Below are 18843 nucleotides of genomic sequence, written 5' to 3'. Positions count from 1 at the left end.
CTCCAAAAATTAAAAGAAAGAAAGGGTGCCGATCTCTAATTCAGCGACCCCTGATGCAACGCCCGAAAATGTTAAAACACGTTAGCGGACGTTAAGCGGCGATATTCTACTCGTAGCAGGCTTTTATCGCAAGAAAAGCGCTTACGCCGGGTATTCCACCACCAGACGACGCGGGGCCACGCGGCCTTCATCGTCAATTTCGCCCATGCCGAGAAACTTGCCGGACTCGCTCTCCATCACCCGCACCAGCCCGTTAAGCGGCGCGCCTGACTGACGTACCGGGTTGCCGTTCTTAAAGTAGACTGCGGAGGTTTCTGGAATATTAACCAGCGGGTAATCCGAGGCCGGGCTGTCCATCGGCATCAGCAGCGGATCAAGCAACTGAGCGGCAGGAATATCCTGCGCCGCCGCCTCATCGACCAGCGCCTGCAGCTGCTCGAGGGTCACCATCCGCTCGACCGGGTATTTGCTTACCGCCAGGCGACGCAGGAAAATCACGTGCGCGCCGCAGCCGAGCTTCTCACCTAAATCATCGATAATCGTCCGGATGTAGGTGCCTTTCGAGCAGTGGATCTCCAGCTCCAGCTCATCGCCTTCGCGGCGAATAAACAGCAGCTCATAGACGGTTATCGGCCGGGCTTCCCGCGGAACTTCAATACCCTGGCGAGCATATTCGTATAGCTTCTTGCCCTGATATTTCAGCGCCGAATACATCGACGGCACCTGCTGCGTCTCGCCGCGGAAGCTGTCCAGCGCCGCCGCCAGCTGTTCGTCGCAAAAAGTCAGCGGGCGCTCTTCCACCACCTGACCGTCGGCATCGGAGGTATCCGTGCGCTGGCCAAGTTTGGCGATCACGCGGTAACGCTTATCGGAGTCCAGCAGATACTGGGAAAACTTGGTCGCTTCGCCAAGGCAGATCGGCAGCATACCGGTCGCCAGCGGATCCAGCGCGCCGGTATGCCCGGCGCGGTTGGCGTTATAAATACGTTTTACTTTTTGCAGCACATCGTTACTGGAGGCGCCCTGAGGCTTGTCCAGCAACAATACGCCATGCACGTCGCGGCCGCGACGACGAGGACGACTCATCAGTCCTCCTTGCTGTCGTCCGGGTTCACACGACGCTCATCGTCGTGTTTCACCACGCTGGTGACCAGGTTGGACATACGCATCCCTTCGACCAGTGAGTTGTCGTAGAAGAAAGTCAGTTCCGGTACGATGCGCAGACGCATCGCTTTCCCCAGCAGAGAGCGGATAAAGCCAGAAGCTTCCTGCAGCGCTTTGATGCCCGCTTTCACCGCGGCTTCATCTTTGTCGTTAAGGAAGGTGACATACACCTTGGCATAGGCCAGGTCACGGGACATTTCCACACCGGAAACGGTGGTCATCATGCCCAGACGCGGATCTTTAATTTCACGCTGCAGGATGATGGCAATCTCTTTTTGCATCTCCTGGGCCACACGCTGCGGGCGACCAAATTCTTTCGCCATAATAAGTTCTCCAGAATAAAGACAAAAAAGGGGCCAAAAGCCCCTTTTTAAAATGATTGCCGGGTGGCGCTTCGCTTCCCCGGCTGCTTAGCCATCAAATGATTAATCGATGCTACGCTGGATTTCGATGATTTCGAACACTTCGATCATATCGCCAACGCGAACGTCGTTGTAGTTCTTCACGCCGATACCACATTCCATGCCGTTACGGACTTCGTTAACGTCATCTTTGAAGCGGCGCAGGGATTCCAGCTCGCCTTCATAGATAACCACGTTGTCACGCAGAACGCGGATTGGGTTGTGACGTTTGATCGTCCCTTCGGTAACCATACAGCCCGCGATGGCGCCGAATTTCGGCGATTTGAAGACATCACGCACTTCAGCCAGACCGATGATCTGCTGTTTCAGTTCCGGAGACAGCATGCCGCTCATCGCCGCTTTCACTTCGTCGATCAGGTTATAGATGACGGAGTAGTAACGCAGATCCAGGCTTTCCGCTTCGATAACTTTACGCGCAGAGGCATCGGCACGAACGTTGAAGCCAACCAGAATCGCGTTGGATGCTGCTGCCAGGGTAGCGTCGGTTTCGGTGATACCACCTACGCCGGAACCGATGATCTTCACTTTCACTTCGTCGGTAGACAGTTTCAGTAAGGAATCGGAAATCGCTTCGACAGAACCCTGTACGTCCGCCTTCAGTACGATGTTCACTTCGTGAACTTCGCCTTCGGTCATGTTAGCGAACATGTTTTCCAGTTTAGATTTCTGCTGACGCGCCAGCTTAACTTCACGGAATTTGCCCTGACGATACAGCGCCACTTCACGCGCTTTTTTCTCGTCACGCACTACGGTCACTTCATCACCGGCAGCCGGCACACCGGACAGGCCGAGGATTTCCACCGGAATGGACGGACCCGCTTCCAGCACTTCGCGACCCAGTTCGTCACGCATCGCGCGCACACGGCCATATTCGAAGCCGCACAGAACAATGTCGCCCTTGTGCAGAGTACCTTCGCGAACCAGAACGGTAGCTACCGGACCACGACCTTTATCAAGGAAGGATTCGATGACCGCGCCGCTCGCCATACCGTTGCGGACCGCTTTCAGCTCAAGAACTTCAGCCTGCAGCAGGATCGCGTCCAGCAGGTCGTCGATGCCGGTACCCGCTTTCGCGGAAACGTGGACAAACTGGCTCTCGCCGCCCCACTCTTCCGGCAGGATGCCGTACTGGGACAGTTCGTTCTTCACGCGATCCGGATCGGCTTCTGGCTTATCGATCTTGTTCACCGCCACTACCACCGGTACCTGCGCCGCTTTAGCGTGCTGGATAGCTTCGATAGTCTGCGGCATCACGCCGTCGTCTGCCGCCACCACCAGAACCACGATATCCGTCGCCTGCGCGCCACGAGCACGCATGGAGGTAAACGCGGCGTGGCCCGGGGTATCCAGGAAGGTGATCATGCCGTTGTCGGTTTCGACGTGGTAAGCACCGATGTGCTGGGTAATACCACCCGCTTCGCCGGAGGCAACCTTGGTAGAACGAATGTAGTCCAGCAGCGAGGTTTTACCGTGGTCAACGTGACCCATAATGGTCACGACCGGTGCGCGCGGTTCAGCCGCCGCGCCGGTGTCACGGTCGCTCATTACGGCTTCTTCCAGTTCGTTTTCACGACGCAGGATAACTTTGTGGCCCATCTCTTCGGCAACCAGCTGTGCGGTTTCCTGGTCGATGACCTGGTTGATGGTCGCCATGGCGCCCAGCTTCATCATCGCTTTGATGACCTGAGAACCTTTCACCGCCATCTTGTTAGCCAGTTCGCCAACGGTGATGGTTTCGCCGATTACGACGTCACGGTTAACGGCCTGCGCTGGCTTCTGGAAGCCCTGCTGCAGAGCGGAACCTTTACGGTGCTTACCGCCTTTACCGCCGCGCACGGCCGCGCGGGCTTCTTCACGATCAGCTTTCGATTCAGCGTGTTTGTTGCCTTTCTTCGCCGGACGAGCCGCTTTGCTGCTACGGCTACGGCCGCGACCGCCTTCGACTTCACGATCGTTATCATCTTCAGCCTGACGAGCATGCTGTGATGTGGTGACGTGATAGTCGCTGCTATCTTCCGGGCTGTCTGAGGTTTCAGACCAATTTTTTTCGTTTTCTTCAGCCATACGGCGTGCTTCTTCCGCTACACGGCGCGCTTCTTCTTCAAGTTTGCGGCGTGCTTCTTCTTCCGATTTGCGCTTCAATTCCGCGGCTTCGTTCTCGCGACGGATCTTTTCAGCCTGGGCGGTTTTGGTCATTTCGTCGGTATGTTGATTGCTCACTTTGTCTTTTTCCGCAGCTTCACGTTTCGCTTTATCAGCGACTTCACGTTTAGCTTGTTCTGCGGCCTCACGTTCAGCTTTTAATTGCGCCTCGCGTTTCGCTGCTTCTTCAGCTTCACGACGGGCCTGCTCTTCCGCTTCACGCTGCGCCTGCTCTTCCGCGGCCAGGCGTTCAGCCTCTTGCGGATCGCGTTTCACAAAGGTGCGTTTCTTGCGGACTTCGATTTGTACCGATTTACTCTTTCCACCGGTACCTGGAATATTCAACGTACTGCGCGTCTTACGCTGTAACGTCAGCTTGTCTGGCGCCGAGCCGTGTTCACGGTTCAGGTGCGTCAACAAAGTTTGTTTCTCTTGCGAGGTCACAGAATCATCAGCCGATTTGCGGATGCCTGCGTCAGCAAATTGCTGTATCAGGCGATCCACAGAGGTCTGAATCTCTGAGGCCAGCGCTTTAATAGTCACATCTGTCATGCTGTTCCTTCCTGCTACAGTTTATTACGCTTCGTCGCCGAACCAACAAATGTTGCGAGCGGCCATGATGAGCTCGCCAGCTTTCTCGTCGGTCATCCCTTCGATATCAGCCAGGTCATCAACGCCCTGCTCGGCGAGATCTTCCAGCGTACAAACACCACGGGCAGCCAGTTTGAATGCCAGGGCACGATCCAGACCTTCGAGATTCAACAGATCATCGGCAGGTTTGTTATCTCCCAGGCTTTCTTCCTGAGCCAGCGCCAGCGTAGTCAGTGCGTTTTTCGCACGCTCACGAAGTGCTTCAACGGTGGCTTCATCCAGACCGTCGATTTCCAGCAGTTCTTTCATCGGCACATAGGCCAGCTCTTCCAGCGAGGAGAAGCCTTCTTCAACCAGCACTGTCGCGAAATCTTCATCAATATCAAGATATTTGGTGAAGGTATCGATAGCGGCATGCGCTTCCGCCTGGTGCTTAGCCTGCAGATCGTCAACGGTCATGACGTTGAGTTCCCAGCCGCTGAGCTGTGAAGCCAGGCGGACGTTCTGACCGTTACGGCCGATCGCCTGCGCCAGGTTGCCCGCTTCTACCGCGATATCCATGGTGTGTTTATCTTCATCCACCACGATGGACGCGACGTCTGCCGGCGCCATAGCGTTAATCACGAACTGCGCCGGGTTATCATCCCACAGGACGATATCGATGCGTTCACCACCCAGCTCAGTCGACACGGCCTGCACACGCGCACCGCGCATACCGACGCAAGCGCCAACCGGGTCGATGCGCTTGTCGTTGGTTTTCACCGCGATTTTGGCACGAGAGCCCGGATCGCGAGCCGCCGCTTTGATCTCCAGCACTTCTTCACCGATTTCCGGCACTTCGATGCGGAACAGTTCGATCAGCATCTCAGGTTTGGAACGGGTGACGAACAGCTGGGCGCCACGCGCTTCCGGACGGACAGCGTACAGTACGCCGCGAATGCGGTCGCCCGGACGGAAGTTTTCACGCGGCAGCATATCTTCACGCAGGATCACGGCTTCAGCGTTGTTACCCAGATCCAGTGTGATATTGTCGCGGTTCACTTTTTTCACCACGCCGGTGATGATCTCACCTTCGTGCTCGCGGAACTGATCGACCACCATCGCGCGCTCGGCTTCGCGGACTTTCTGCACGATAACCTGCTTAGCGGTCTGGGTGGTGATACGGTCGAAGGTAACAGATTCGATCTGATCTTCGACATAGTCGCCGACGTTCATGCTTTCATCTTCGAAACGCGCTGCTTCCAGCGTGATCTCGCGCGTCGGCTGGGTGACTTCTTCTACAACCAGCCAACGACGGAAGGTATCGAAATCGCCGCTCTTGCGGTCGATTTCAACGCGAACGTCGATCTCTTGTTCGTATTTTTTCTTGGTGGCCGTTGCCAGCGCGCTTTCCAGCGCTTCGAAAATTTTCTCACGCGGCAGCGCTTTTTCGTTGGAAACGGCTTCAACAACAGCCAAAATTTCTTTGTTCATCGGGGCCTTTCACCTCAATCCAGACTGTTAAAAGTGGGGAACCAGGTTCGCCTTCTGGATGTTACTCAGCGCGAACACTTCATCTTTGCCTTCGACGGTTACCGTGATCATCTCACCGTCTACCGCTTTGATAATGCCCTGCCATTTGCGGCGGTTCTGAACCGCCATGCGCAGCACCAGCGCAACTTCTTCGCCGGTGAAACGTTGATAGTGTTCGGCGGTGAACATCGGACGGTCAAGACCAGGCGAAGAGACTTCCAGGTTGTAAGCGACAGTGATCGGGTCTTCGACATCCATGACGGCGCTTACCTGGTGGCTCACATCAGCACAATCATCAACGTTGATGCCATCTTCACTATCAATATAGATGCGCAGTGTGGATGTGCGACCGCGAATAAATTCGATGCCGACCAGCTCAAAGCCAAGCGCTTCAACCGGCGCAGTGAGCATCTCTGTCAATTTTTGCTCTAATGTGGACAAACCCACCCCCAAGACATAAAAAAAGGGCGTATAGCCCAGTTATTCTGAAGTCAGATAACAAAAAACCCCGATAAATCGGGGCTTTAGATAACTGAACCCTGAGATCGCCATGGCGATCTGGAACACCTTCCGCAAGAATTCTTTCAAATTCGGCTACGAAGGACACCTAGTCCTCACAGTATATTTGAAAAAGTACTTAATGGGAAAGTGGTTGCGGGGGCCGGATTTGAACCGACGACCTTCGGGTTATGAGCCCGACGAGCTACCAGGCTGCTCCACCCCGCGCCTGAAACGTGGCATATTTTACTCTTTTTGAGCAAAAGACGCAAATACTGCTGGGATTTGGTACCGAAGACGGGACATAAAATCGGGATGAATTGTAACGGCGATTAGTATATTTTGTCAACATGCTTTTTAGCGCCCCCGATTGCCGTTTGTGCTGGTATTTCAGGCTTTTTTAGCAAAAAGATGATGAAGCACTTCCTGTCGCCAGTAAAAGATGGTTAAATGAATACTCACAATTAATGCATAAAAATGCAGTTAAGGTTGTTGGGTCGAACTCACCACAGTCTATCGAGCAGGGTTTTATTTTATGACGACGATTCTCAAGCATCTCCCGGTTGGTCAACGTATTGGTATCGCTTTCTCTGGTGGACTGGATACCAGCGCCGCGCTGTTATGGATGCGCAAAAAAGGCGCCGTGCCTTATGCATATACCGCTAACCTGGGTCAACCGGACGAAGACGACTACGATGCTATCCCGCGCCGCGCGAAAGAGTACGGCGCTGAAGGCGCCCGTCTGATCGACTGCCGCAAACAGCTGGTCGCAGAAGGGATCGCCGCGATTCAGTGTGGCGCTTTCCATAACACCACCGGTGGGTTGACCTACTTCAACACCACGCCGCTAGGCCGCGCGGTCACCGGCACCATGCTGGTGGCGGCGATGAAAGAAGACGGCGTTAACATTTGGGGCGATGGCAGCACCTATAAAGGCAACGATATTGAACGTTTCTATCGTTACGGCCTGCTGACCAACGCTGAACTGCAGATTTACAAACCGTGGCTGGACAGCGACTTTATCAATGAGCTCGGCGGTCGTCACGAAATGTCCGAATTTATGATCGCCTGCGGCTTTGATTACAAGATGTCGGTCGAGAAAGCCTACTCCACCGACTCCAATATGCTCGGCGCGACCCATGAAGCGAAAGATCTCGAATTCCTGAACTCCAGCGTCAAGATCGTCAACCCGATTATGGGCGTGAAGTTCTGGGACGAAAACGTGAAGATCCCTGCGGAAGAGGTCACCGTACGCTTTGAGCAGGGCCATCCGGTGGCGCTGAATGGTAAAACCTTTGCCGATGACGTCGAGATGATGCTGGAAGCCAACCGCATCGGCGGTCGTCACGGCCTGGGCATGAGCGACCAGATTGAAAACCGGATTATCGAAGCGAAAAGCCGCGGCATTTATGAAGCTCCGGGGATGGCGCTGCTGCATATTGCCTACGAGCGTTTGCTGACCGGTATCCATAACGAAGATACGATTGAGCAATATCACGCCCACGGTCGCCAGTTGGGCCGCCTGCTGTATCAGGGCCGCTGGTTTGATTCCCAGGCGCTGATGCTGCGTGATTCGCTGCAGCGCTGGGTCGCCAGCCAGATCACCGGCGAAGTCACCCTCGAACTGCGTCGCGGTAACGACTACTCGATCCTTAATACGGTATCAGACAACCTGACCTATAAAGCGGAGCGTCTGACCATGGAAAAAGGCGATTCCATGTTTACTGCCGAAGACCGTATCGGCCAGCTGACCATGCGTAATCTGGACATCACCGATACCCGCGAGAAGCTGTTCGGCTATGCCCAGTCTGGCCTGCTGAGCGCCTCCTCGGCAACCGGTTTACCGCAGGTTGAAAATCTGGAAAACAAAGGTAAATAATCGCCTGACAATGTTGCTTTCCGCCGGCGGCTCACCGCCGGCTTTTTATTTTGAATGACCCACCAACGTAAAAAAAATGCCATGACGCATTTTTTCCTTATCGCCAGACCAGCAAAACTGTTGACTATAATAGCCTCAATTGATTAATTCATATCTGGTGATACACATCATGAATATTAAACCGCCGATCAGGCCGCAAAAGACCATTGACCGGCTGATCGATGTACTTGAGCCACACGCGACCCCCGTTAACGCGATCGCCAGAAAAAGACTGACATGGGAATATAAAGGCAAAACCCAGCTCTTTATTTTTAAAAAAGGCGAGCTGTCGATTATTCGTAATTCCGACAGGCTACTGATGGTGACCGTCTATGAGCCGCATCTTTTCGGCGTGGCGGAAATGCTGCAGCCCAGCCGCAGCCACAGCCTGCGAGCCGAGGTATCATGCGAACTGCTACGGATCGACCACGACCTGGCTTCGGCGCTTTTTCGTCAGCATAACCTGTGGGAAGAGGTGACCAGCCTGTTGGCTTATCATACCTCGTATATGGTGTATCGTGACGATCTGGTCCTGCAGCAGCGTACCTATTCGGTCATCCGTAACCAGCTGCTGGAGATGATGCTATTAAGCGAAGAGACCCGACAGCGAGTATCTATTCTTGAGTATATTCAGGACAGGACCCTTCTGTCGCGTAGCAGTATTCTCAATGTATTGTCAGCATTAAAGAAAGGCGGTTATATTGCCTTTGCCCGCGGCGGTTATTTACAAAATATCGTCTCACTTCCTGAAAAATTCTGACCTGCACTCCTCCTATCATTTATTGTTATTTGCTGCAGCGGGGAAGATGTTTAAATTTAAACCAATAACCGTTACCGCTAAAAGAACAAAAATTTTATGCTAAGCGCCTGGGTTTCCCGGAAGACAATCTATTCCTGAGTTCGCCAGCAGACGACCACAAACGGCGTTAACCGCCGGGCCTGCACCGGCTCAGGATATGCCAGCGGAAATCGGCCAGACGTGTGCGGCGGTAGCGAGAGTTGCCCCCTCGCCTGCCGCGACCATAACAATGAGATGCACGAACCCGTTAATTATGCCCGAACGCCCATATCGGGCTTTTTTTTATCTGAAGGAATTTAATAATGAAGTCTATTGCTGCAAAAATGGTTGCCGTAACGATCGCTTTGGGAGCCAGCAGCGCTGCCTGCGCAGCCGTTAACCTGCATGGAGAAGCTGGCGCCGAGTTTACCAATCTGTCCGCCAGCTTTGGCGCCGGGGAACCGGGTATGACGTTCAGTTCTCAGTGGGCTCATAGCGACAACGACGGAGATAGTGTAGGACTGGGAATGGGTTATAACTTTAACCTTGGCCCTTTTCTGATGACCCTGGGCGGTAAGGCGGTCTATCTGAACCCAAAAGATGGTGATGAAGGTTACGCCATCGCCGCCGGTGGTGGCGCTGAACTCCCCCTTGGTCAGTATTTCACGCTTTTCGGCGAGGGCTATTACTCACCGGACTCAATGTCCAGCGGCGTTGAGGATTATGTGGAGGCCAATGCCGGGGTACGCCTTAACGTGCTCCCCTCTCTGAATATCGAAGCTGGCTATCGCTATATTGATATGGCAGGGAAAGATGGCAATCGCGATAACACGCTGGCCGACGGCGCTTACGCCGGGGTTAACTTCCGCTTTTAACTCTTCACAGGGATTGCCGGTCGGCAGTCCCTGTTTCATTCTCAGCTGGTCAGCGGCACGCTTTTCAGTACGCGGTTGATCTCTTGTAGGCCTGCAATATTATTCTCTTTGCGGTAAACCTCATTCATGGACGCCATCTGCTCCAGGCGGGTCAGGGCGCCATACACCTTATACGCCTCGCTGTGTCTGTCGAACACATCGCGGCGCTCCACGTCCTGCAGATAATGACTTTTCAACGAATGGTTAAGGCGACTAATCAGTGCCGTATTGTCCTGGAAATAGCGCCTCACCGCCTGGGCATGATTCGCTGTAGTCCCAGACTCACTGGGCGATACCGGTACGGTTAGCGCATTAATCGTCTCCACCGTTTGGGAGGGCGATGTTGAACTGCACCCAGCTAAACCGAGCACGCCGGCGACGATAAGCAACCCGATCTTGTTCATTGTGTCACTTCACCTCTGTTAATTTGACGAGGCGACTTTAACGACAGTAAAAGGAGGCAACCAGCGAAGAGATGTTTATAAATAAATGTCCAGCGGGGACAAAAACAAAAAAAGACGCTTTTCAGCGTCTTTTTTCTGGAATATTGGTACCGAGGATGGGACTCGAACCCACAAGCCCGTTAGGGCACTACCACCTCAAGGTAGCGTGTCTACCAATTCCACCACCTCGGTACAGAATACTTAGTGCGGGATATCGCTGGTCGGCTGAGCCGGCGCAGTTGGCTGAGTTTGCTCCGTTTTCGGCGCGCTCAGATTATCCCACTCACTTCCTTTACTGGTCTTGTTGCTGTTGATATTACCCAGCGCCAGACTGATGATGAAGAACAGCGCAGCCAGGATGCCGGTCATACGGGTCATAAAGTTGCCAGAACCGCTGGACCCAAACAGTGTGCCGGAAGCGCCTGCACCGAAGGAGGCTCCCATATCAGCGCCTTTACCTTGCTGCAGCATAACCAGACCTACAAGGCCAATCGCTACAATAAGGAAAACAACCAAAAGAGCTTCGTACATAATCAACCTGTTCCTTGCGGATTCGCCGCATACCAAGTGCTCCGACCAATAAAGCGGGACGTTTTAACGTTTCCCACTGAAGCGGGTGTGAATACTAACCAAAGCGAATGACCTTCGCAAGGGCAATTTCGACACATTGTATCAACTGCAGAAAAAAACAGCAAAAAGCCAATTTTCGATCATAAAAAAGGCGGCAAGCGCCGCCTTTTTAACCACTTAGCCGGCAAAGCTAAACGCTTTTTACCGCCTCAGCGATGCGGTGCGCAAACTCGTGCACCTGATCTTCATGCTCGCCTTCCACCATCACGCGGATCAGCGGCTCCGTACCCGATTTACGCAGCAGGACACGGCCGCGTTTTCCTAACGCCGCCTCCACTTCCGCGGTCACCGCTTTGACATGCTCATTCTCCAGCGGGTTACCGCTGCCCTCGGTAAAGCGGACATTCACCAGCAGCTGAGGGAACATTTTCATCCCGCTGCACAGGTCATGCAGGCTCATGTGGTTGCGGACCATCGCCGCGACCACCTGCAGGCTGGCGACAATGCCATCGCCGGTGGTGGTTTTATCCAGCAGGATCACATGGCCGGAGTTTTCCGCACCGATGCGCCAGCCTTTTTCCTGGAGCATCTCCAGTACATAGCGGTCACCGACCTTCGCGCGGGCAAACGGGATGCCTAACTGCTTGAGCGCCAGCTCCAGCCCCATATTACTCATCAGCGTGCCGACGGCGCCGCCGCGCAGCTGCCCCTGACGCAATCCTTCCCGGGCTATGATATAGAGGATCTGGTCGCCATCGACTTTATTGCCTTCGTGGTCAACCATAATCACCCGATCGCCATCGCCGTCGTAGGCAATACCCAGATCGGCTTTTTCCGCCAGCACGCGCGCCTGCAGCGCCCGCACGTCAGTGGCGCCGACCTCTTCGTTGATGTTGAGACCGTCTGGCTCGCAGCCCATCGCGATAACCTGGGCTCCCAGCTCGCGGAAGACATTAGGGGCGATGTGATAGGTCGCGCCGTGCGCGCAATCCACCACCACTTTCAGCGTTCCCAGGCTCAGTTCGTTGGGAAAGGTACCCTTACAAAATTCAATGTAGCGCCCCGCCGCATCGACGATACGGCTGGCTTTGCCCAGCTCAGCCGAATCCACGCAGGTGAGCTCTTTCTCCATTTCGGCTTCAATCGCCTCTTCGACATCATCCGGCAGTTTGGTGCCCTCAATGGAGAAGAATTTAATGCCGTTGTCGTAGAAAGGGTTATGTGAAGCAGAGATAACAATCCCCGCCTCGGCGCGGAAGGCGCGCGTCAGGTAGGCGATGGCCGGTGTCGGCATAGGCCCGGTGAACGACGCAGAGAGCCCCGCTGCCGCCAGTCCAGCTTCCAGCGCCGATTCCAGCATATAGCCCGAAATACGGGTATCCTTGCCGATGATAATTTTACGCGAACCGTGACGCGCTAACACTTTGCCCGCCGCCCAGCCCAGCTTGAGCACAAACTCCGGAGTGATCGGCGCATCGCCGACGCGGCCACGAATACCATCGGTGCCAAAATACTTGCGGTTACTCATAACGTTTTTTTCCCTTAGCGGCGAGGGTGGCTTCCACCACGCGCAGCGCTTCTACCGTTTCTTTGACATCATGGACGCGGATAATCTGCGCGCCCTGCATTGCTGCAATGACGGCACACGCCAGGCTGCCGTTCAGCCGCTCCGACGGCCCGACGTTCAGCAACTGACCTACCATCGACTTACGTGACATACCGACCAGCAGCGGCAGACCAAAGTGATGAAACTCCCCAAGCCTGGCCAACAGTTGGTAATTGTGGGAGAGATTTTTACCGAAACCGAATCCCGGGTCGAGCAGCAATTTTTCTTTTGCGATCCCTGCCTGTTCGCAGCGCACAATGTGCTCATTAAAAAAACGCTCAACATCGGCGAAGACGTCCTCATACTTCGGCGCCTCCTGCATGGTTTTTGGTTGTCCCTGCATATGCATCAGACACACCGGCAGTCCGGTTTCCGCGGCGGCCTGCAGCGCGCCGGGCTCGGTCAGCGAACGAATATCGTTGATGATATGCGCCCCGGCCCTGGCCGATTGGCGAATAACCTCCGCCTTGGAGGTATCCACTGAGATCCATACCTCAAAGCGCTGGGCAATGGCTTCAACCACCGGTATCACCCGCGCAAGCTCCTCTTCCACACTAACCTCAGCCGCCCCTGGCCGCGTCGATTCACCGCCGATATCAATGATGGTCGCGCCGGCGTTGATCATCAGATTGGCATGCTTCACCGCCTCAATCAGCGAATTATGGGCGCCGCCATCGGAGAAGGAGTCAGGCGTCACATTTAGAATACCCATCACGTGAGGGTGAGAGAGATCGAGGGTTGAGCCCTGGGCTACAAGTTTCATCACAAAATCCCTGAGACTGAAGAGGTTAAAAAAGAAAAACCCCGGAGCGGACGCCCGGGGTTTTAAGGTTAAACAAGCATCAACAGCGGTAGCTTACTTGTCGCCCAGCTGCTCTGACATGGTGTTGCCCGGGTTCGGCGTACGCGGTTCATCAACCGGACGCGGCGCACGAGGCGTGCCATTGTTGTCAGAGTTGTTAGAAGAACCTGGTTCTTCCCAACCCGCTGGCGGACGAACTTCGCGACGAGCCATCAGGTCGTCAATCTGCGGCGCATCGATGGTCTCATACTTCATGAGCGCATCTTTCATCGCGTGCAGAATGTCCATGTTGTCGTTCAGCAGCTGGCGAGCACGACCGTAGTTACGCTCAATCAGCGATTTCACTTCCTGGTCGATGATACGCGCGGTTTCATCGGACATATGCTTCGCTTTCGCGACGCTACGGCCGAGGAAGACTTCACCCTCTTCTTCCGCATACAGCAGCGGACCGAGTTTGTCGGAGAAGCCCCACTGGGTCACCATGTTACGCGCCAGGTTCGTCGCCACTTTAATATCGTTGGACGCACCGGTAGAAACATGTTCCGGACCGTAGATAATCTCTTCCGCCAGACGACCGCCGTACAGGGTGGAGATCTGGCTTTCCAGTTTCTGACGGCTGGCGCTGATTGCATCGCCTTCCGGCAGGAAGAAGGTCACACCCAGCGCACGACCGCGCGGGATAATCGTCACTTTGTGCACCGGATCGTGCTCCGGCACCAGGCGACCAATAATCGCGTGGCCCGCTTCATGATAAGCAGTAGACTCTTTCTGCGCTTCCGTCATCACCATGGAGCGACGTTCCGCACCCATCATGATTTTGTCTTTCGCTTTCTCGAACTCAACCATCGACACAACGCGTTTGTTACCGCGGGCAGCAAACAGCGCCGCTTCGTTGACCAGGTTGGCCAGATCCGCACCGGAGAAGCCCGGGGTACCGCGCGCAATGATTGCCGCATCGATATCCGGCGCCAGCGGAACGCGACGCATATGCACTTTCAGGATCTGCTCACGACCGCGAACATCCGGCAGGCCAACCACCACCTGGCGGTCAAAACGGCCCGGACGCAACAGCGCGGGGTCAAGAACGTCCGGACGGTTAGTCGCCGCGATAACGATGATACCTTCGTTACCTTCGAAGCCGTCCATCTCAACCAGCATCTGGTTCAGGGTCTGCTCACGTTCATCGTGACCACCGCCCAGGCCTGCGCCACGCTGGCGGCCGACGGCGTCGATTTCATCGATGAAGATGATGCAAGGCGCGGCTTTCTTAGCCTGTTCGAACATGTCACGCACACGAGAAGCGCCCACACCGACGAACATTTCGACGAAGTCAGAACCGGAAATGGTAAAGAACGGTACCTTCGCTTCACCAGCGATCGCTTTCGCCAGCAGCGTTTTACCGGTACCCGGAGGGCCGACCATCAGGACGCCTTTCGGGATTTTACCGCCCAGTTTCTGGAAGCGGCTCGGCTCACGCAGGTATTCTACCAGCTCGCCGACTTCCTCTTTCGCTTCGTCACACCCGGCAACGTCTGCAAAAGTGGTTTTGATCTGGTCTTCCGTCAACATACGGGCTTTGCTTTTGCCGAAGGACATCGCGCCCTTCCCGCCGCCGCCCTGCATTTGCCGCATAAAGAAGATCCAGACGCCGATCAGCAGCAGCATTGGGAACCAGGAGATGAAGATGGAAGCCAGCAGGCTCGGCTCTTCTGGTGGTTCGCCAACAACTTTGACGTTTTTAGTCAACAGGTTATCGAGCAGCTTCGGATCGTTAACCGGAATGTAAGTCGTGTAACGGTTACTATCTTTCTTGGTAACGTTGATCTCACGTCCGTTGATACGCGCTTCGCGAACCTGGTCCTGATTGACCTCTTGCAGGAAGGTAGAATAATCCACCTTGCGGCCATTCGACTCGCTGGGCCCAAAGCTCTGGAATACTGACATCAGCACAACGGCAATGACCAGCCAGAGTATTAGGTTTTTCGCCATGTCACTCAAGGGATTAACCTCTTATTACAACTGTGTTAAAAACAGCGTCAGGATACTCTATATCCAGTTTCTTTCAAACTTTCGTTTGAAATCTGCCGGTTATGGTTTACGCCCGGTCGCTACAATATACACTTCACGCGAACGAGCGCGGGAAGAGTCCGGCTTACGAACTTTGACCTTCGTAAACAGGGAGCGAATTTCTCGAAGATACTCATCGAAGCCTTCGCCCTGGAACACCTTCACTACAAAACTACCACCTGGCGCTAATACATCACGAGACATTTCAAGCGCCAGTTCTACCAGATACATAGCCCGGGGAATATCCACCGCCGGTGTTCCGCACATATTCGGCGCCATATCGGACATGACAACTTGGACTTTACTGTCGCCCACTCGCTCAAGTAACGCTTTCAGGACTAATTCATCACGAAAATCGCCCTGAAGGAAGTCCACACCAACGATTGGATCCATTGGTAAAAGATCGCAAGCGATGATGCGGCCGCTGTTGCCGATCTGCGTGACCGCATACTGCGACCAGCCACCGGGAGCAGCACCGAGGTCGACTACCGTCATCCCCGGCTTAAAAATTTTGTCACTTTGCTGTATTTCATCAAGTTTAAACCAGGCACGGGAACGTAACCCCTTTTTCTGTGCCTGTTGAACATATTTATCGCTAAAGTGTTCCTGAAGCCAGCGGCTTGAGCTGGCAGAACGCTTTTTACCTGTCATTTAACATTCCCGTTCGGGTTCATCGTACTTTACTGCGTAAAAATCGACGCGGTAGTTTGGCGATATATGGGAGATGGCGGTAGAATGACCCGTTTTCAATCCCAACGTAAGCAAAAAAATACGATGAATCTGAGTACTAAACAAAAACAGCACCTGAAAGGTCTGGCACATCCGCTCAAGCCGGTAGTTATGCTTGGCAACAATGGTTTGACCGAAGGGGTACTGGCCGAGATCGAACAAGCGTTAGGGCACCATGAACTCATCAAGGTGAAGATCGCCTCAGAAGATCGCGAAACAAAAGCCTTGATCGTGGAAGCCATCGTACGCGAAACCGGCGCCTGTAACGTACAGGTCATCGGTAAAACGCTGGTTCTGTACCGCCCAACACCAGAGCGTAAAATCTCGCTGCCACGCTAAGAATATCCTGAATCTCGACACAACTTTGTGTAAAACGAGGGATTTCTGCGGCCAGGCGAGCAAAATGCCATGCTCCTGACGTTGATAAAAGGCCGCTATGCGGCCTTTTTCCTTTCTTTACAATCTATAAACATCGTAGCGGGAAATACGCCTTACAGGTATTCAACCTTGGTAATTTCGTATTCCACTTCCCCACCCGGGGTACGGATAGTCACGACGTCATCCTGCTCTTTGCCGATCAGACCGCGGGCGATCGGCGAGTTCACGGAGATCAGATTCTGCTTAAAATCAGCTTCGTCATCGCCCACGATGCGGTAGGTCTGTTCCTCGTCGGTATCGAGGTTCAGCACGCTGACGGTAGAACCAAAAATCACCCGGCCGTTGTTCGGCATTTTGGTGATATCGATAACCTGCGCATTAGACAGCTTCGCTTCGATATCCTTGATACGCCCTTCGCAGAAACCCTGCTGCTCACGCGCGGCGTGATACTCGGCATTCTCTTTCAGATCGCCGTGTTCACGGGCCTCAGCAATAGCGGCAATGATTTCAGGACGACGCACAGACTTCAGATAATCCAGTTCTTCGCGCAGTTTTTCAGCGCCACGTAAGGTCATCGGAATCGCTTGCATTAGTTATACCTCTTTATCATTCCTTCAGGGAACGGATAGCTCCGCTCCGCCACCTGTCCTGCCCACGGGCAGGACACGAGCAAAAAGAAACCGACCCGGGAAACACTCCCCAGGTCAGCAGCAATTTTTCATTTGATGGGTATTTTACCCCGAAGTTCATTATGGGTCATCGTTTACTTTACTGGGCGTTGCACCGTAGTATGACGGCCTGGCTTCAGGTTGTTAGCGCGAGATTATGCGATTTCCCAGATTTATCATCGGATTGACCGCCGGTATAGCGCTTAGCGCTCAGGCGGCGAATATTGACGAGTACATCAACCAGCTTCCCGCCGGTGCGAACCTTGCCTTTATGGCGCAAAAGGTCGGCGCATCGACGCCGGAAATCGACTATCACAGCCAGCAAATGGCGCTCCCGGCCAGTACGCAAAAGGTCATCACCGCGCTGGCGGCACTGCTGCAACTGGGGCCCGATTTTCGCTTTACCACCACGCTGGAAACCAAAGGTTCCCTTGACGGCGGCGTGCTGAAAGGCGACCTGATTGCGCGCTTCGGCGGCGATCCGACGCTTAAACGGCAGGATATTCGCAATATGGTGGCGACGCTGAAAAAAGCCGGCGTGCAGCGTATCGAAGGCAATGTGCTCATCGATACCTCGGTCTTCGCCAGCCATGACAAAGCGCCCGGCTGGCCGTGGAACGACCTGACGCAGTGCTTCAGCGCCCCGCCGGCGGCGGCGATTGTCGACCGTAACTGCTTCTCTGTCTCGCTGTATAGCGCGCAGAAACCGGGCGATGTCGCCTTCATTCGCGTTGCATCCTATTATCCGGTCACCATGTTCAGCCAGGTGCGAACGCTAGCGCGTGGCTCATCGGAAGCCCAGTATTGCGAGCTCGACGTGGTGCCGGGCGATCTCAATCGCTATACTCTCACCGGCTGCCTGCCGCAGCGTAGCGAGCCGCTGCCTCTGGCCTTCGCCATTCAGGATGGCGCCAGCTATGCCGGAGCGATCCTCAAAGCGGAGCTGGCCCAGGCGGGAATCACCTACAGCGGCACGCTGCTCCGCCAGACGCTGGCCAATGAGCCCGGCACCGTGCTGGCAACCAGCCAGTCGGCTCCGCTGCACGATCTGCTGCGGATCATGCTGAAGAAGTCAGACAACATGATTGCCGACACCGTCTTTCGCACCATCGGCCACGCCCGGTTCGGCGTACCTGGCACCTGGCGGGCGGGCTCCGATGCCGTACGGCAGATCCTGCGTCAACAGGCTGGGGTCGATCTCGGCAACACTATCATCGCCGACGGCTCTGGCCTGTCGCGCCACAACCTGATCGCCCCGGCGACCATGATGCAGGTGCTGCAGTATATCGCCCAGCACGATACCGAGCTCAACTTCATCTCCATGCTGCCGCTGGCGGGCCATGACGGATCGCTGCAGTATCGCGCCGGTCTTCATCAGGCGGGCGTCGATGGTAAAGTTTCGGCGAAAACCGGGTCGCTCCAGGGGGTTTATAACCTCGCAGGCTTCATCACTACCGCCAGCGGACAAAAGATGGCCTTCGTGCAATATCTCTCCGGATACGCCGTGGAGCCAGCTGATCAGCGCAATCGCCGCATCCCACTGGTCCGCTTTGAAAGCCGCTTGTATAAAGATTTGTACCAGAACAATTAAAACAAAAGGGCCGCATCAGATGCGGCCCTTTTTGATCCAGAGAAGTCAGG

General features: G+C 54.6%; 17 protein-coding genes and 2 tRNA genes. 5 read left to right on the top strand and 14 right to left on the bottom strand.

Annotation, left to right across the window (positions count from 1 at the left end; translation table 11 throughout):
* Positions 1–141 precede the first annotated feature (141 nt).
* From truB to KB892_RS01185, 6 genes are all read right to left on the bottom strand, one after another.
* Complete coding sequence (truB, locus tag KB892_RS01210) at positions 142–1086, bottom strand: tRNA pseudouridine(55) synthase TruB (protein ID WP_002918246.1); 945 nt, start codon at positions 1084–1086, stop codon at positions 142–144.
* On the bottom strand, positions 1086–1487 hold the full coding sequence (rbfA, locus tag KB892_RS01205) for a 30S ribosome-binding factor RbfA (protein WP_002918248.1): 402 nt from the start codon (positions 1485–1487) through the stop codon (positions 1086–1088). The genes truB and rbfA overlap by 1 nt, the downstream gene beginning before the upstream one ends.
* A 102-nt stretch (positions 1488–1589) precedes the next feature.
* Positions 1590–4280, bottom strand: coding sequence for a translation initiation factor IF-2 (gene infB / locus KB892_RS01200; protein ID WP_002918250.1), 2691 nt, complete (start codon positions 4278–4280; stop codon positions 1590–1592).
* 24 nt (positions 4281–4304) lie between these two features.
* Positions 4305–5792: a transcription termination factor NusA gene (gene nusA, locus KB892_RS01195; protein ID WP_002918252.1), complete on the bottom strand. Its 1488-nt coding sequence runs from the start codon at positions 5790–5792 to the stop codon at positions 4305–4307.
* A 27-nt stretch (positions 5793–5819) separates the two neighbouring features.
* Entirely contained in the window at positions 5820–6272 is a 453-nt protein-coding gene (rimP, locus tag KB892_RS01190) for a ribosome maturation factor RimP (RefSeq protein WP_002918364.1), read from the bottom strand.
* 208 nt (positions 6273–6480) lie between these two features.
* Positions 6481–6557: transfer RNA gene (locus tag KB892_RS01185), tRNA-Met, on the bottom strand.
* Positions 6558–6864: 307 nt separating this feature from the next.
* On the opposite strand from KB892_RS01185, the gene argG reads away from it, so the two are divergent.
* The 3 genes from argG to KB892_RS01170 all read left to right on the top strand — a co-directional run bounded on the left by argG (position 6865) and on the right by KB892_RS01170 (position 9900).
* The gene (gene argG, locus KB892_RS01180; RefSeq protein ID WP_004144895.1) at positions 6865–8208 is read left to right on the top strand and encodes an argininosuccinate synthase; all 1344 of its coding nucleotides are present in this window, start codon (positions 6865–6867) and stop codon (positions 8206–8208) included.
* 169 nt (positions 8209–8377) lie between these two features.
* Positions 8378–9007: a winged helix-turn-helix transcriptional regulator gene (locus KB892_RS01175; RefSeq protein WP_002918366.1), complete on the top strand. Its 630-nt coding sequence runs from the start codon at positions 8378–8380 to the stop codon at positions 9005–9007.
* 341 nt (positions 9008–9348) lie between these two features.
* Positions 9349–9900: a YfaZ family outer membrane protein gene (locus tag KB892_RS01170; RefSeq protein ID WP_002918367.1), complete on the top strand. Its 552-nt coding sequence runs from the start codon at positions 9349–9351 to the stop codon at positions 9898–9900.
* Between the two features lie 41 nt (positions 9901–9941).
* On the opposite strand, the gene KB892_RS01165 is transcribed toward KB892_RS01170, so the two are convergent.
* The 7 genes from KB892_RS01165 to rlmE form a co-directional block, all read right to left on the bottom strand.
* Positions 9942–10190 (bottom strand): hypothetical protein, encoded by a 249-nt coding sequence (locus tag KB892_RS01165; protein ID WP_002918368.1) that lies wholly within the window; start codon positions 10188–10190, stop codon positions 9942–9944.
* A 297-nt stretch (positions 10191–10487) separates the two neighbouring features.
* Positions 10488–10574 (bottom strand) — tRNA-Leu (locus KB892_RS01160).
* A gap of 9 nt (positions 10575–10583) precedes the next feature.
* Positions 10584–10913 carry a preprotein translocase subunit SecG gene (gene secG, locus KB892_RS01155; RefSeq protein WP_002918369.1) on the bottom strand — a complete coding sequence of 110 codons (330 nt, stop codon included), beginning with the start codon at positions 10911–10913 and terminating at the stop codon, positions 10584–10586.
* Positions 10914–11142: 229 nt separating this feature from the next.
* Positions 11143–12480, bottom strand: coding sequence for a phosphoglucosamine mutase (glmM, locus tag KB892_RS01150; RefSeq protein ID WP_002918370.1), 1338 nt, complete (start codon positions 12478–12480; stop codon positions 11143–11145).
* Positions 12473–13321, bottom strand: a complete 849-nt coding sequence (folP, locus tag KB892_RS01145) for a dihydropteroate synthase (RefSeq protein ID WP_002918371.1) — start codon at positions 13319–13321, stop codon at positions 12473–12475. The genes glmM and folP overlap by 8 nt, the downstream gene beginning before the upstream one ends.
* 93 nt (positions 13322–13414) lie before the next feature.
* Positions 13415–15349, bottom strand: a complete 1935-nt coding sequence (gene ftsH / locus KB892_RS01140) for an ATP-dependent zinc metalloprotease FtsH (RefSeq protein WP_002918372.1) — start codon at positions 15347–15349, stop codon at positions 13415–13417.
* Between the two features lie 99 nt (positions 15350–15448).
* The gene (gene rlmE / locus KB892_RS01135) at positions 15449–16078 is read right to left on the bottom strand and encodes a 23S rRNA (uridine(2552)-2'-O)-methyltransferase RlmE (RefSeq protein ID WP_002918373.1); all 630 of its coding nucleotides are present in this window, start codon (positions 16076–16078) and stop codon (positions 15449–15451) included.
* Positions 16079–16201: 123 nt separating this feature from the next.
* On the opposite strand from rlmE, the gene yhbY reads away from it, so the two are divergent.
* On the top strand, positions 16202–16495 hold the full coding sequence (yhbY, locus tag KB892_RS01130; RefSeq protein ID WP_002918374.1) for a ribosome assembly RNA-binding protein YhbY: 294 nt from the start codon (positions 16202–16204) through the stop codon (positions 16493–16495).
* A gap of 152 nt (positions 16496–16647) precedes the next feature.
* Here the strand turns inward: yhbY and greA are convergent, their stop codons facing one another.
* The gene (greA, locus tag KB892_RS01125; protein ID WP_002918375.1) at positions 16648–17124 is read right to left on the bottom strand and encodes a transcription elongation factor GreA; all 477 of its coding nucleotides are present in this window, start codon (positions 17122–17124) and stop codon (positions 16648–16650) included.
* A 235-nt stretch (positions 17125–17359) separates the two neighbouring features.
* On the opposite strand from greA, the gene dacB reads away from it, so the two are divergent.
* Positions 17360–18793, top strand: a complete 1434-nt coding sequence (dacB, locus tag KB892_RS01120; RefSeq protein ID WP_002918376.1) for a serine-type D-Ala-D-Ala carboxypeptidase — start codon at positions 17360–17362, stop codon at positions 18791–18793.
* The last annotated feature ends 50 nt before the right edge of the window (positions 18794–18843 follow it).

This window comes from Klebsiella sp. P1927, from assembly GCF_018204675.1.
GTDB lineage: Bacteria > Pseudomonadota > Gammaproteobacteria > Enterobacterales > Enterobacteriaceae > Klebsiella > Klebsiella pneumoniae.
The sequence above is the reverse complement of the archived record's forward strand: the minus strand, read 5'-3'. Positions and strand labels throughout refer to the sequence as shown.

Coding starts and splice junctions, on each gene's coding strand:
- secG (WP_002918369.1), bottom strand. CDS start 10,913: ATGTACGAAGCTCTTTTGGTTGTTTTCCTTATTGTAGCGATTGGCCTT.
- yhbY (WP_002918374.1), top strand. CDS start 16,202: ATGAATCTGAGTACTAAACAAAAACAGCACCTGAAAGGTCTGGCACAT.
- greA (WP_002918375.1), bottom strand. CDS start 17,124: ATGCAAGCGATTCCGATGACCTTACGTGGCGCTGAAAAACTGCGCGAA.
- infB (WP_002918250.1), bottom strand. CDS start 4,280: ATGACAGATGTGACTATTAAAGCGCTGGCCTCAGAGATTCAGACCTCT.
- ftsH (WP_002918372.1), bottom strand. CDS start 15,349: ATGGCGAAAAACCTAATACTCTGGCTGGTCATTGCCGTTGTGCTGATG.
- argG (WP_004144895.1), top strand. CDS start 6,865: ATGACGACGATTCTCAAGCATCTCCCGGTTGGTCAACGTATTGGTATC.
- rbfA (WP_002918248.1), bottom strand. CDS start 1,487: ATGGCGAAAGAATTTGGTCGCCCGCAGCGTGTGGCCCAGGAGATGCAA.
- truB (WP_002918246.1), bottom strand. CDS start 1,086: ATGAGTCGTCCTCGTCGTCGCGGCCGCGACGTGCATGGCGTATTGTTG.
- KB892_RS01170 (WP_002918367.1), top strand. CDS start 9,349: ATGAAGTCTATTGCTGCAAAAATGGTTGCCGTAACGATCGCTTTGGGA.
- nusA (WP_002918252.1), bottom strand. CDS start 5,792: ATGAACAAAGAAATTTTGGCTGTTGTTGAAGCCGTTTCCAACGAAAAA.
- KB892_RS01175 (WP_002918366.1), top strand. CDS start 8,378: ATGAATATTAAACCGCCGATCAGGCCGCAAAAGACCATTGACCGGCTG.
- dacB (WP_002918376.1), top strand. CDS start 17,360: ATGCGATTTCCCAGATTTATCATCGGATTGACCGCCGGTATAGCGCTT.
- rlmE (WP_002918373.1), bottom strand. CDS start 16,078: ATGACAGGTAAAAAGCGTTCTGCCAGCTCAAGCCGCTGGCTTCAGGAA.
- folP (WP_002918371.1), bottom strand. CDS start 13,321: ATGAAACTTGTAGCCCAGGGCTCAACCCTCGATCTCTCTCACCCTCAC.
- glmM (WP_002918370.1), bottom strand. CDS start 12,480: ATGAGTAACCGCAAGTATTTTGGCACCGATGGTATTCGTGGCCGCGTC.